Source organism: Oleiharenicola lentus, from assembly GCF_051660365.1.
Taxonomy (GTDB): domain Bacteria; phylum Verrucomicrobiota; class Verrucomicrobiia; order Opitutales; family Opitutaceae; genus Lacunisphaera; species Lacunisphaera lenta_A.
On sequence record NZ_JBOZXB010000001.1, the window covers coordinates 118,682 to 132,767 of the forward strand.

Annotated in this window: 10 protein-coding genes; 6 read left to right on the forward strand and 4 right to left on the reverse strand. The window is 60.0% G+C overall.

Going from position 1 to position 14,086, the window contains the following annotated elements; translation table 11 throughout:
• The first annotated feature begins 52 nt into the window (after positions 1–52).
• Positions 53–2,626 (forward strand): ABC transporter permease, encoded by a 2,574-nt coding sequence (locus ACRRQW_RS00475; protein ID WP_438479156.1) that lies wholly within the window; start codon positions 53–55, stop codon positions 2,624–2,626.
• Positions 2,627–2,657: 31 nt separating this feature from the next.
• Here the strand turns inward: ACRRQW_RS00475 and ligA are convergent, their stop codons facing one another.
• Entirely contained in the window at positions 2,658–4,787 is a 2,130-nt protein-coding gene (gene ligA / locus ACRRQW_RS00480) for an NAD-dependent DNA ligase LigA (protein WP_438479159.1), read from the reverse strand.
• 169 nt (positions 4,788–4,956) lie between these two features.
• Between ligA and ACRRQW_RS00485 the strand changes: the two genes are divergently transcribed.
• Positions 4,957–6,171 (forward strand): glycoside hydrolase family 172 protein, encoded by a 1,215-nt coding sequence (locus tag ACRRQW_RS00485; RefSeq protein ID WP_438479161.1) that lies wholly within the window; start codon positions 4,957–4,959, stop codon positions 6,169–6,171.
• Positions 6,172–6,212: 41 nt separating this feature from the next.
• On the opposite strand, the gene ACRRQW_RS00490 is transcribed toward ACRRQW_RS00485, so the two are convergent.
• From ACRRQW_RS00490 to ACRRQW_RS00500, 3 genes are read right to left on the reverse strand one after another with little or no spacing between them, the layout of a single operon-like run.
• The gene (locus ACRRQW_RS00490) at positions 6,213–7,640 is read right to left on the reverse strand and encodes a sensor histidine kinase (protein ID WP_438479163.1); all 1,428 of its coding nucleotides are present in this window, start codon (positions 7,638–7,640) and stop codon (positions 6,213–6,215) included.
• A 3-nt stretch (positions 7,641–7,643) separates the two neighbouring features.
• Positions 7,644–8,228 (reverse strand): YfiR family protein, encoded by a 585-nt coding sequence (locus ACRRQW_RS00495; RefSeq protein WP_438479165.1) that lies wholly within the window; start codon positions 8,226–8,228, stop codon positions 7,644–7,646.
• Entirely contained in the window at positions 8,216–10,117 is a 1,902-nt protein-coding gene (locus tag ACRRQW_RS00500; protein ID WP_438479167.1) for a TonB-dependent receptor plug domain-containing protein, read from the reverse strand. Before ACRRQW_RS00500 ends, ACRRQW_RS00495 begins: the two co-directional genes overlap by 13 nt.
• A 188-nt stretch (positions 10,118–10,305) precedes the next feature.
• On the opposite strand from ACRRQW_RS00500, the gene ACRRQW_RS00505 reads away from it, so the two are divergent.
• The 4 genes from ACRRQW_RS00505 (at position 10,306) to ACRRQW_RS00520 (ending at position 13,871) form a co-directional block, all read left to right on the forward strand.
• Positions 10,306–10,968, forward strand: coding sequence for a response regulator (locus tag ACRRQW_RS00505; RefSeq protein WP_438479169.1), 663 nt, complete (start codon positions 10,306–10,308; stop codon positions 10,966–10,968).
• 214 nt (positions 10,969–11,182) lie between these two features.
• A complete protein-coding gene (locus ACRRQW_RS00510; protein WP_438479171.1) occupies positions 11,183–12,310 on the forward strand; it encodes a glycosyltransferase in 1,128 nt (375 codons plus the stop codon).
• A complete protein-coding gene (locus ACRRQW_RS00515; RefSeq protein WP_438479173.1) occupies positions 12,307–13,251 on the forward strand; it encodes a glucosamine inositolphosphorylceramide transferase family protein in 945 nt (314 codons plus the stop codon). Before ACRRQW_RS00510 ends, ACRRQW_RS00515 begins: the two co-directional genes overlap by 4 nt.
• Positions 13,248–13,871: a class I SAM-dependent methyltransferase gene (locus ACRRQW_RS00520; RefSeq protein WP_438479175.1), complete on the forward strand. Its 624-nt coding sequence runs from the start codon at positions 13,248–13,250 to the stop codon at positions 13,869–13,871. Before ACRRQW_RS00515 ends, ACRRQW_RS00520 begins: the two co-directional genes overlap by 4 nt.
• Positions 13,872–14,086 lie beyond the last annotated feature (215 nt).

Here is a 14,086-nt window from a genome sequence, read left to right on the forward strand (position 1 = left end):
GCAACTTAGTCTCAGTCTGCGGTGTTGAGAGGAAGCACACCCCGGTTGCTCCATGAATACATTTCTCCAAGACCTGAAATTTTCCCTGCGCCTGCTTGCCAAAACGCCCGGCTTTGCCCTGGCGGCGATCATCGTGCTCGCCCTCGGCATCGGCTTGAACACCGCGATGTTCAGCGTCGTCCATGCGCTCGCGTTCAGCCCGCGACCTTTTTCGGCCCCAGAGCGGGTCGTGCAACTTTACACCCAAAGCGAACGCGATCGCGCCGAATTCCTCGCGTTCTCGTTTCCCGCTTACCGCGAGTTGCGCGAGCGCCGCGATATTTTCTCCGGCGTGCTTGCGCACAACATGACGATGATCGGTATCGGCGAAGGCGCGGAGGCACGTCGATCGTTTTCCGCGTTGGTGAGTTCGAATTATTTCGAAGTGCTCGGCGTGTCATTGCTGCGCGGACGTCCGTTCACCGCCGAGGAAGAAAAACCCGGCGCTAACCTGCCGGTGGTCATCGCCAGTCACCTGTATTGGAAAAAAGCCGGTTTCCCCGCGGACTTCGTCGGCTCGGCCATTCGCGTGAACGAGCGCGCGTTCACCGTCGTGGGCATCACGCCCGAAAATTTCTCCGGCACGATGATGCTCGCGGGCCCCGAACTTTATTTTCCGCTCGGCGTGTTTGGTTCGCTCAGCAACGACTTCGAAGGCCAGGCCCAACGCGCGCTGGAAAAGCCCGATTCGTTTAACCTGTTTCTCGTCGGGCGACTGCAAAGCGGTATCACGACAGCGTCCGCCGACGCGGCGCTCGCGGGCGTGGCCGACAGTCTCGAACAACTCTACCCGGTCGAGCACAAGGAACAGAATTTTCTCGTCGGCGCGTTGCCGCGCCTCGGCACCAACACGAATCCTTCGGACGAAGGCGTGGTGAAGACGCTCGGCTTGATCCTGCTCGGCATGACGGCCGCGGTGTTGCTGATCGTGTGCTTGAATCTCGCCGGCATGCTGCTGGCGCGCGGCCACGCGCGGCGCAAGGAATTCGCCATCCGCCTCGCGCTCGGCGGCGGGCGCGCCCGCATCGTGCGCCAATTGCTCACGGAAGGCTTTTTGCTGTCGTTAGCCGGCGGCATACTGGGTTTTGTGCTCGCGCTGTGGTCGGCAGATCTGCTCGTCGGCGCGATGAGTTTTCGCATTCCGATCGCGATCTTCTTCGGCGGCGCCACGCAAGGCGCGGTGCTTGTGGCCACCTTTGCGTTCTGCGCCCTCGCGACGTGTTTTTTCGCACTCGGGCCGGCGCTCAAGCTTTCGCGATGCGACCTCCTCACCGATTTGAAAGGCAACGCCGGCGAGGACGTTGTCGAGAAACGCCGCCGCTGGCTCCCGCGCCATCCGCTCGTCGTCACGCAGATCGCACTCTCGCTCGCGTTGCTCATTGCCGCCGGCCTGTTCGTGCAGATGTCGCGCAAGCTGATCGCGTTCGAGAGCGGCTATCACGCAGAAGACACGTTGATCGTCGAGGTTGACGCGAGTCTCGCCGGCCATGACGAGACGCGCAGCCGTCAACTCTACGTCGCCATTGAGCACCGGCTCGCCGCGCTGCCCGGCGTGCAATCGGCCAGCATCGGCGCGATTGCACTGTTTGGCATGATCAACCTTCATCGCTCCGTGCGCCGGGCGGGCGTCAATCCCGCGCCCGAGACGAAGCCGACCACTGCAGCCGAGGGGCGCACCTTCACGGCGCGTTGGAACGCGGTAGGTGGCGATTATTTTGCCACGATGGGATTGCCGGTATTACGCGGGCGCGCTTTTTCTCCCGCTGAAACCATCGCCGCCGACGGCGCCTCGAAGGTCGTGATGATTGACGAGGTCCTCGCGCAAAAACTCTGGCCCGACGGCGATGCGCTCGGTCAACACCTTCAATGGTCCGGCGAAGACGCGCGCAAAGCCGTCCCGGCCGCCGACGCCGCGAATGGCGGTTCCACCACTCTCGAAATTGTCGGCATCGTGCGCTCGACGCGCGACGACGTGGGCCAAAAGAAAGCGGGCAATTCAATTTACGTGCCTTTCGCGCAGGGTTTCATGAGCAACGTGCATTTCCATGTGCGTCCTGCGACGCTCGGTGAGCCCGCCGCGCTGGCTTTGATCGACGCGGTCCGCCGCACGTTGCGCGAGACCGCACCCGGCGTGCCGGTGTTTACGCTGCGCACCTTCCGGCAACACCGCGACGGCTCACTCGAACTCTGGAGCCTGCGCCTCGCGGGCACGTTGTTTCTCGTGTTTGGTGGACTCGCGACACTCGTCGCGGTGGTCGGTCTTTACGGTGTTAAAACCTACGCCGTGTCGCGGCGCACTCGCGAGATCGGCATCCGCCTCGCGCTCGGAGCCGAACCCCGCCGCGTCCGCAACCTGATCCTGCGCGAAGGCATCGCGATCACGGCGCTCGGCACCGCGATCGGATTGCTGCTCGGCGCCGGCCTCGGGCAACTGCTCGCGAGCGTGTTCGTGAATTTGCCGGCGTTTGACCTCGCGGCGTTCGTGACCGCGGCCACCGCGCTGTTCGCCACGGCGATCCTGGCGTGCTGGTTACCCGCCGTGCGCGCCACCCGCGTCAGCCCCATGACCGCGCTGCGGACGGAGTAAGCACCAACCGACGTCTACACCGTAGCGCAGCTTATTTTCCCAGTAGCTGCAGGAACTCGGCTTCGTCGATAATTTTAACACTGAGTTCTTGGGCGGTTTTGAGTTTCGAGCCGCCGTTGACCCCGACCACGAGGTAGTCGGTTTGCTTGCTCACGTTGTCGCGGACGATAGCGCCCGCAGCGCGGACTTTATCAGCTGCGTCGGTGCGTGAGAGCGTCAGCAATGTGCCCGTGAAGACGAAAATTTTGCCAGTGAATGCGCTGTTCGCGACGACCGTCGATTGCGGAAGCTCGGTCGCAACACCGGCTGACATTATCCTGCGCACAACGGTTTGATTCTCTTTTTTCGCGAAAAAATCGGCGACCGAAGCAGCCACACTTCGATCAACGCCGCGCGCGCGGAGCGCTTCTTCCGAGGCGTTCGCGACAACCTCCAAGCGTCCAAACTTCGCCGCCAGTTCGCGCGAGGTCACCGCGCCGACTTGCGGAATGCTCAAGCCGTGAATCACGCGCCACAGCGACGCGCCCTTGCTGCGCTCAATCGCCGCCAGCAAGCGATCCGTGGATTTCTCGACGTTTCCGCCGAGCGTCAGGAGTTGTTCGCGTTCCAATTGATAAATGTCGGCCACATTTTTCAGCCACCCGCGCGCCACGAGCTTTCCGATCAGCGCCGGCCCAAAGCCGGAAATCTCCACGCAGTCCTTCGAAACAAAATGTTCGATTCGCTGCTGCACCTGCGCAGGACACTCGGCATTCGGGCAATGCACCGCCGCTTCGCCCGAGATCGCGATAACCTCGGCCTGGCACGCCGGACATTTCTCCGGAAATACAAATTTGGCCGAGTCAGTTGTCCGGCGGGCGAAATTCACGCCGACAACCGCGGGGATGATTTCGCCGGCTTTTTCGACGAATACATAATCGCCGATGCGGATATCTTTGCGGGCAATCTCGTCGCGGTTGTGCAGCGAGGCGCGCGTGATTTTTGAACCCCCGAGTTCCACGGTTTCAAGTTCCGCCACGGGCGTGAGCACGCCACTGCGCCCCACTTGGAGCGTGATCGCTTTCAAACGTGTCTCCGCTCGCTCAGTCGAAAACTTATAAGCCAACGCCCAGTTGGGCGCACTGTCCGACTCTCCCAATTTTCGCTGCTGCGCAGTGGCATCCAATTTTACTACGACGCCGTCCGTCGGAAACGGCAGTCGTCCGCGTTCGGCCCCGATGGTTTGCACCGCGCTCCACAACTCATCGGAAGTTTTTGCGACGCGATACGCCAAGCCTGGCAAACCCCATGCCTGAATCAGCGCGTGCAACTCGCGTTGCGTTGCGGGAATGACACTGACCGGCTGCATGACTCCGACACCGTAGAACACCACTTCAAGTTTCCGCTTGGCTACTTCGGCGGATGACTGCTGCTTCAAGGTGCCGGCGGCAAGATTGCGCGGATGCGCGAACGGCGCTTCGCCCACGGCTTCACGTTCGTCATTGATGCGCGCAAACTCCGCGAACGACAGATAAACTTCGCCGCGAACCTCAACGAGTTCAGGAAGCGGCAGCGCTTTCCCTTCATCATCTCTGCGCCGAAGTTCGCGCGGCAAACTTAGAATTGTCAGCAGGTTTTCGGTGACCTCATCGCCCTCGAGGCCGTTGCCACGCGTCACGGCCCGCACCAACCGACCCTGCTCGTAAGTCACGCTGATCGCCAGGCCGTCATATTTTGGTTCGACGGTGAAGGCGATCGCTTCGCTTTTGGTTTGGGCCGCGATCTTCGCATGAAAAGCCCGCACTTCTGCTTCGGTGTAGGCCTTGTTCAGGCTGAGCATCCGCTCACCATGCCAGTAAGTAGCGAAGCCTTCCCCGCGGTCGTCGCCGATCCTGGTCTCGCGTGACGCGAGGTGCGGATGCTTTTCCTGCAACGCCCGTAATTCCCGCTTCAGTTGGTCGTAGGCGACATCGCTGATCTCGGGTGCGGCCTTCTTGAAATAGAGTTCGTCGTGGCGAGCGATCTCAGCGGTTAGCCATTCGGCTCGCTGCGCATCGCGCGCCAACTCGGCGGGAACGCTCTGTGGCGCCCATTTGGCAGCGTTCAGGACATCGCTCAGGAGAAAATAAAAAGCTAAGGCGAAAACGCCCCGCGCAAACTTGGATCCAAGGCCGGTCATCATTTTAAAACTCCTCTCGTCTCCCCGGCCTCAGGGATTAACTGTGTTAAGAAAAACCAACCCTAGCCTCGGTTTTTGAGTTCGGTCAAGTCACGCTATTCCTCAAACGTTCGCTTGATCTGGTATGCGTATCGCCGCTTCGCTGCTCTCTTCAAACTGCCAACTACCCCGCATGAAACTCCCGCTCCTCATTACGTTACTGCTGATCGCTTCGACTGCTCCGCTCGTCGCTCAACCGACAGCCGCGGATCTAAGTTCGCTCGCCCAGATCCGCACCGGCGTGAAATCTAAACGCGTGAGCAGCAGCGACCCGACTGGCGGTAATCGCGACCGCGTGGAAAATATCGCCGACGGCGAGACCCGCCTCATCGCTGACATCAAAGGTGCGGGCGTCATCACCCATATCTGGATGACTTATGGCACCTTCGGCACGCCGTCGACCCGGCCGAATATGAACGACGTCATTCTGAAAATTTATTGGGACGGCCAGAAAGAACCGTCTGTGCTTTCCCCGATCGGGCCGTTTTTTGGCCAGGGCTGGAACGAGGCTTATCCGCTCAATACTGCGCCGCTCGCCGTGGCCATGGGCGAACCGTGGACGAGTCTCGTCAGTTATTTCAACATGCCGTTCAGCAAAGGCGCGCGGTTCGAAATCGAAAATCAATCCGGCACCAAGATCGGGGTGTTTTATTTCTACATCGATTATACCGCGGTCGAAAAACTGCCTGCTGACGCCGGCCGTTTTCACGCGTGGTATAACCGCCAGATCACCGACGCCGACCCCGAGACCGGCGAGAACGAATGGGGCAGCCTCGGTCCGACGAAACCCAACACGACGAACGAGCGCAATTATCTCATCGCCGATATCAAAGGCCAGGGGCAGTTCGTCGGGCTCAACTACTACGTGCACAGTCCTTCGCCGATGTGGTATGGCGAAGGCGATGACGTAATCGAAATCGACGGCGACGCCGCCAGCACGCTCAAGGGCACCGGCACGGAGGACTATTTCAATACCGCGTGGTCGCCGAAACAGCTTTTTCAGCATCCGTATTTCGGACTGGCGCGCGTCAACAACGACCTCGGCTGGCTCGGCCGCACGCACGCTTATCGTTTCCACATCGTCGACCCGATCTACTTCGAGAAATCGCTGAAGTTTACGATCGAGCACGGTCACAACAACGTGCTCACCCTCGATCTGGCCACGGTCGCGTATTGGTATCAGTCCGAAGCCGTCGGCGTGCCCGCGATCCCCGATAAAGCCGCGCGCGCCCTCATGCCGATGATTGAACCGATGGACATCCACCGGTGGCGCGATGCGTGGCGCAAACAAATGGGCGGCGGCGGAAAATTATGGGGCAAGGAAACGCCGGAGCAAAAACGGCCTTAAAATTACACCCGGGGGGTATAACGCCGCCGGCGAAACCCGGGTCACGCGGGCAGCGTGAAGAAAAACGTCGCACCCTTATCCGGGACGCCTTCGGCCCAGATGTGACCGCTGTGGCGCTCGATGATGCGACGCACCATCGCGAGCCCGACGCCCGTGCCCTCAAAATCCTGCGGATGATAGAGGCGTTGAAACACGACGAAGAGGCGGTCGGCTTGCTCCATGTCGAAACCCACGCCGTTATCGCGCACGAAGAAAATCGGATGAGGTTCGTCAGCGCTGCGTTGGATGCCGACTTCGATCTCGGCGACTTGGCGCGGACGCGTAAACTTCAGCGAATTGCTCAGCAAATTGACGAGCACCTGCCGCAACAGCGTCGGGTCACCTTTCACTTTCGGCAAAGGCTGCACGTGAAACTGCACGTGCCGATCGCTGCGCTCGCCCGTGAGGTCGCGGAACACATAATGGCAAAGCGCTTCGATATCCACTGCTTCGCGCACAGGCTCATGATGGCCGAGCCGGGAAAAAGACATGATGCTGTCAATGAGCCGATCCATCTCGCACACGCCGCGATGAATCAGTTGCACGCTGCGCTGCGCCGCGGGCGACAATTCCCCCGCAGGGCGTTTTGCCAGAATCTCCGCGATACCCGTGATGGCGCGCAACGGTGTGCGCAAATCGTGCGACACTGAATAAGCGAACGTCTCGAGTTCCTTGTTCGCCGCTTCGAGATCGATGGTGCGATCGCGCACGCGGTTTTCGAGTTCACGATTCTGCTCCTGAATTTGCTCGAGCATGTGGTTGAACGCATCGGTCAACAACCCGAGTTCGTCATCGCTCACCTTCTCTGCCCGCACCGAATAGTCATGACGATTCGAAACTGCGGCGGCAGTTTCCGCGAGCGTGAGAATCGGGCGGGAAATTTGCTGCTGAAGTTTTCTCGACAACAAAAACGCGACCACCGAAAGCACCACGACAATCAGCCCCGCGATGCCGACATAGAGACGCAAGCGCTCGTAAAACGCTTCCATGTCCGAACTCAGGTAAAGCGTGCCGAGCCGCTGACTGCCGCGCACCTGCACCACGGGCGTGAAGCCGATCAATTTTCCCTCGCTGAAACGGTAGCCGTCGACGCCAGGATATTTTGGAAGGATTTCGTCGGGAGCTGACACGGGATAACGCGCGAACAGCTGCCCGTCTTTATTGTAGAGCGCCGCTTCCGTGATGTGCTTTTCCGCGCGCAAGGCGCTGAGCACTTCCGTCGCGTCTTCCGCATTGTCGAACGCGAGCACGGCAGTGCTGTTGGTCGCGATAACCTCGCCGAGCGTGGAAAGCTGCCGCAACGATCCCTGTCGAAACGTAATCGCTTCATACGCCAGAAACGCCGAGCACGTAAGCAGCAACACCACCGCGCTGGTCGCCATGATGACCACCATGAGCTTGCGCTGAATCGGAAGGTTTTGAAACCGCATGGCTCAGCCGCGCTCAGGCGTCACGATGGTGGCCCAACGCAGCAGTTTCGAACTGATCGTGAGGCCGGCTTTTTTCGAAGCGTCCACATTGATGCGCAGGCGAATTTTCCCCGACTCTGTCGCGAAGCGCACCATGCCGCCGAGACGACTGAAATTATCCACGTCGCCCACGGTCAGCAGCGGTTTTTCCGCAAACATCGGGAATACTTTTTCGGCTTGGCCGCTGACGGATTTGCTAACGAAAAGAATGTGGCAGTCCTGAATTTCTTCGGCGCGACGAAAGCGACGCACCACCAAAACGTGCGCGCCGACTTTTTCGTTTTTCACCAGATCATCCAAATAAGAGCCAAAAGGATCGTCGCCCCAGATCCCGATGACCAGTGGCGACTCTGCATCCTTAAACGACTGCTCCGGCCACTCGACGAATTGGGCAAAGTTAAATAAGAAAACCGACTTCAGTTGATATTCCGGGATGTAGTCCGCCGACGCCGCACGCGCCAGCGGCGTCGCGAGAATTAATAATCCCGCAACCGCGAACCAGCCGAGCGCTTTAATCGCCCGCTTCAAACTGGAACTCAGAAATGCCATGCGACTTCAGCAAACACATTACGCGCGATTTCGCGGCGACCGCCGGGCACGTTGAATTCCGCATGCCGATCGTGGAGGAGATTTTGGCCCACGACGGAGAGCGACCAGTCGTCACGCGGACGCCAGCCGATCCGCAAATCCATCTCCGCGTAAGCCGGGACAGACTGATTATTGATGCCCGCAACGTAGCGACCGGTCGCATCGAGTTCCAGTTGCGGCAAAATCGTCCACAGGGAACGCAGCACGAGTTGGTGATTGGGATCGCGGGAAATGCTGCGATCGCTCGGCGCGGCGCCGTCTTTCGATTCGCTGTGCACGCGCAGCTCGGTGTAGCCGAGGTGCAGCCGCCAGTTGTCCGCCGCGCGCCACTCCAGTGTCAGTTCCGCGCCGGAGGTGCGGCCGCGCAAATTACTGGTGCGCTCGAGTGGGAATTGCGCGGGCGGGTTGAGCGGTTCGAGGCTCCGCAGGTCATCGTAGTCATTGTAGAATGTCGCAAGCGAGAGCGTGAGATTGGCCGCGAGTTGCTGGCGGTAGCCGAGTTCGTAGGCGATCAGCGTCTCGGAAATCACGGCGGGCCCGCCGGCGACACGATACGGTGGCACGGCCGGAGAATAGAGATCGCGGTCAATTCGTGACGGTGTCCGCACCGCGCGCGAAATCGCCGCCCACACCGTGCGCGTGGGCGCAAGCGTCCACGCCAGTCGGGCACTCGGTTCCACTTCGAAATCCGTGTATTCGTTGTGCTCAAGTTTGGAGCCGAACGTGAAGTGCAACCGGTCCTCCACGAGCGCGAGGTCGTCTTGCACAAACACGCTAAACGACTCGCGGTTTACTTGCGCCGGGAGAAAGGCGTTGGCGGGCGTGTTGACGATATCGTCCGCCACCAGGCGATAGCTTGCGCCCCACACCAAATCCTGTCGCAGGCCGACCGGTAACCGGTGTTGAAAATCCAAGTCGTAAGTATCCAGCGTCTGCGTGAACGAGCCCGGGATGTTGCGGTGCGTGCGATCATAATAGGCCTGCAGTTTCACGTCGGAATTTTCGGCAAACTTGCGGGACCAGCGCCCGAGCAGATTGCGTCCGCGCGCATCGATGGCGTCGTTGTTCGTGCGCGCGAATTCCCCGGCATAGGCATCCGCTTGCAAAGTAAAATCCGTGTCGCTGCTCGCGGCCCAATCCAGGCGGACCCCCCCTTGCCGCATCCGCCAGTCGTCACGCGCGTCGTTGCCGCTCGGGAAATCGGATTCGCCGCGCTCGAAATATTTTCCGTAAACGCGGTAGTGGAGATTCGGCGCGATCTGGCCGCCGTAGCGCACGCCGCCCGAGCCACGCAAAGCCGTGCCGCCGCCACCGACGAGCAAGCCACCCTGGGTGTCTTTCGCATTTTTGGTCGTGATGTTGATGACACCGTTGACGGCGTTGGCGCCCCACTGCGTCGCACCGGGCCCGCTGATCACTTCGATGCGATCGAGGTCGGCCATAAACGTGTCCTGCACGTCCCAATAAACTCCGGCGTAAAGCGGCGTGTAAACCGTGCGACCGTCGATGAGCACGAGCATCTTGTCGGCAAACACGTTGTTGAATCCGCGCGACGAAATCGCCCATTGGCGCGAATCAATTTGCGCCACCTGCAAGTTCGACGCCAGGCGCAGCGCCTCTGGCAAACGCGTCGCGCCAGAACGGCGAATATCTTCGCCGGTGATGACTTGAATCGCGGAAGCCGCGCCGGAAAGTTTTTCCGGGCGTTTAGAAACGGACGTGACTTCGATGTCCATCAACTGATCTACGCCGAGTTTCTTTAGTTCTGCGGGCGACGGCAGCGCGCGTTGCGCGTAGGCGAAAACAGTGGAGAAAAATGCGCCGGCGAAAACCAACAGGACGAGGCGCACCGCGGGGCAAAGCCGAGGCGCTTTTCCAGGCGGAACTGAGTAAAACGTGGGGGTGTGCATGATGACTGGCCGTGAACAACGGACGCTGCCACTACGCCAGCGCCGCCAGTCGAGGGGCAAGCTGAAACCAGCATCGCCGTTTCAAACTGGGCTTGCCTGCCCCCGCGGGCGGCTGCATTAGGCCGTAAATGCCCACGCCACGTAAACGAGTTTTCATCGTCGATGACCACACGCTGGTCCGCGAATGGCTCGTGACGTTGCTCCAGCAGGAGCCGGATTTGGAAGTGTGCGGCCAGGCGGATGCCGCCCCGCCCGCGTTGGCGGCGATGACGGCGTCGCCGCCCGATCTCGCGGTGATCGATCTTTCGCTGAAAAACGGCTCCGGGTTGGACTTAATCAAAGACCTGCGCCTGCAGTGCCCCGATACGCTCGTCGTGGTGCTATCGATGCACGAAGAAATATACTACGTGGAACGCGCCCTGCGCGCCGGCGCGCGCGGCTACGTGACGAAGCGCGATTCCACGAGCCACATCATGGAGGGCATCCGCGCCGTGCTGGCGGGGCGAGTGTATGCGCGACCGGAATTGCTGGCAAAACTCACGGAGCGCATGGTCGGTCAGGGCGGAGCCAAACCGCCGCGCACCATCGAGCTGTTAAGCGATCGCGAAATGGAAGTTTTCCGCCGTCTGGGCGAAGGCCAGCCGACCCGTAAGGTCGCGACGGAGATGGGACTGAGCATGAAAACGGTGCAGGCTTACAGCGCGCGGATTAAGGAAAAACTGGGCTTGGACAACGCGACGGAGTTGATGCGCGAAGCCGTGCGTTGGGTGGAAAAAGAGCCGAACAAATAACGTTGGGTGGCTCGATTTTCGAGCGCTACGCGGGGAGTCCTTTCAGCGGAGCGAATCCTCCGGTTGAACCGCAAGGCACCCTGCATCGGAAATCTCAGTCGGTTTTGTAGGATTCCATCCTACACGCCATTTCGACTCAGCCTAGCATTCACGGGCATTGTTTTAGGGTATTCTCCTCACGTCACCCCCGACGTGCCCCTCACCGCGCGTTGGTTTGTTCAACCTCCACTCCGTCAACGCCGTGCAGCACACCGTCGCTTTGCAATCCAACCCACCTTTTTCACGTAGTGGGAGCCACCTCCGGATTGCGCACGCGATTTTCACCCGCAACCTCGCTGGCTCCGAGCGCTATTGCGTGGAATTGGCCAACCAGCAGGCGGCGCTCGGTCACGAAGTGCACGTAGCGGGCACGCGCGGATCGTTGATCCAGCAAGCGCTCTCGCCGAAGATTAAATTTCACGCGGTCGGCCGCTTATTTCGCACATTTCGGCTGAAGCAGTTGCTGGCGAAAATCGAACCAGATGTCTGCCACGGACACTTGAGCGCGGCCTGCAAGGCACTCGGCGCGCTTTCGCACCGGCATCGCACGGTGGCTACCCTGCATGTAGGCTATAAAGCGCATCAACACGGCCGCCTTGGCGGTGTGATTTGCGTGAACCACACCCAAGCCGTCGCGATCGACGGCTATCGTGGCAGGAATTGCACGGTTTGGAATTGGCTGCCCGACGCACCTGCCGCGAACACCTCGGCCGGCCTGCGCCAGAAACTTGGGATTAGTTCGGATATGTTCCTCGTCGGCGCAGTTGGCCGGTTGCACGAAAGCAAAGGGGTCGATGTGCTCATCTCCGCATTTCGTCGCACTGCTCCCGACTGTGCCGGTTTGGTTATCCTCGGCGACGGCCCGCAACGCGCCGCCCTCGAAAAATTGGCCGCTGGCGATCCGCGAATTCATTTCCTTGGCTATCGCGCGGCGGTGCACGAGTGCCTGCGTGAGTTCGATTTGTTCGTCTCGCCGTCGCGCGAAGAAAGTTTCGGCCTCGCGATCCTCGAAGCGATGAGCACGGGCGCGCCGATCATCTCCACCGCGACTGCCGGCCCGTCGGAATTTTTGCAGGATCAACCGGTAACGCTGGTCGCGCCGGGTTGCGTGGACGAAATGACTGCCGCGCTGGCCGATGCCTATGCGCGGTTTAATCGCGGCGAGTTGCCGAAGCTCGCGTATGATCTGAAGCCCTTTAAGCCTGCACTGCGCGTCGCGGAAATCATGAGCTTCTACGAAGAAGTCATCCACACGCGGGAAGAACAAGTCGTCCAGAGCTGGGAGCCTGCAGCCGCGACATGATCCGTCCGCCTCGCAGCGATTTCTGGAACGTCGGCATCGTGCCAGCCTCCATCCAAGCACTGGCCGAGCCGGGCACGCTGGAAGCATGTCGCGATCAAATTGTCTGGTTACCGGATCCCGGCGAATGGCGCTACCTCGCCGATCCGTTCGGACTCAAACGCGACGGCACCACGCACATCTTCGTGGAGGCATTCGACTACCGCACGAAACACGCGGTGATCGAGCATCACGCCTTCGACCGGAAGCTCACGTGGCAGGAAAAATCCATCGTCCTCAGCGGGCCGTTTCACCTCTCCTACCCTTACTTGATTCAACACGCCGGTGAGGTGTTCATGATTCCCGAGTGTCATCGCTCAAATGAAGTGACGCTCTACCACGCCGCAGAATTCCCCGGAAAATGGGTGCGTGAAGCGACTCTGCTGTCGGACATTTCCGCGGCCGAAGCGTCCGTGATTAAGCACGAAGGCCTGTGGTGGATGTTTTACACGGTCGTCGGGCCCGAAGCTGCCGATCAAAAAGAGCTGCACATTGCCCACGCGCCGAATTTGCACGGCCCGTGGACACGGCATCCGAAAAACCCACTGATTCGTAATCTCAGCGGAGCCCGCCCTGGCGGAACGCCGTTCATCGACAACGACGGATTCGTGGTGCTGCCCGTTCAAGATTGCAGCGTCACCTACGGCGGCGCCGCGCGGTTCTTAAAATTCACGCAACTTTCGGTTTCACAAATCACCGTGACCCATCTTCGCACGCGACTCACCGGCGACCTCGCGTCATCCACGCATCACGACGGCCTGCACACGGTCTCAAGCTGCGGTGACCTGACTCTGATCGACACTAAACGCATCGCGCGGCTGTGGTCACGTCACGCCATCAACTTTCAACGCAATTTTAACAAACTCGGTTTAGGGGCAACCCAGCCTCACCTCCAAGTAGTATGACCGCCGCCGTCCAACGTCCCTCGCTCTTTACCTCCATTGCCTCGTGGTTCAAACGCCGCGTGCTCCGCGACCAGCGTGAACGCTGGAATCATCAATACGCCGAGGGTCGCTGGGAAAAACTCAAAGCCCCGCTCGAACTCGCGCGCTTAGACGCCTGCGCCTCGCAGTTACACCGCCAAGGCACGCGCAAGAGCGTGCTCGAAATCGGCAGCGGCGCCGCCCTCCTCCAACAACGCGTTGCTCCGGATGATTACAGCACGTGGCTGGGCATCGACGTGTCAGACCTCGCCATCGCCGAAGCTCAGGCTTTTGCGAATCATCGCGTGCGCTACCTCGTCGCGGACATGACCACCTTTGTCCCTGACCAAAAGTTCGACGTCATCATTTTCCCCGAATCGATTTACTACACCGATGATCGCGCCGGCCTGCTGAAACGTTACGCGCAGTTCCTCAATCCGAATGGCGTTTTCATCGTCTCGATTTTTCAAACCAAACGCAGCGGCGCCATTTGGAAAGAAATCCGCACGGTCGCCTACCCGGTTTATTTTGACGCGACCACGAACGAACTCGGCACGTGGTATTGCGAGACCCTGAAGCTCCGCAACACCGCGACCAAATAAACACTGCGCGCATAAATTTCCTTCGGAACCGAAGGGTGGTTTCAAAGGTTGGTCAAAATTCCCGGGCTACGGAGCCCGGGTTTTTTGTTTTTCAAGATAACCCATAAGCGCCAAGCACATGCCGAAACGTTCGCCGCCCGGAGAGAAAAAAAAGGCGCGCTCCGGAGAGCGCGCCTTGAGAATTAATTTTAGAAGCGAGGGGCTTGGACTCGCCG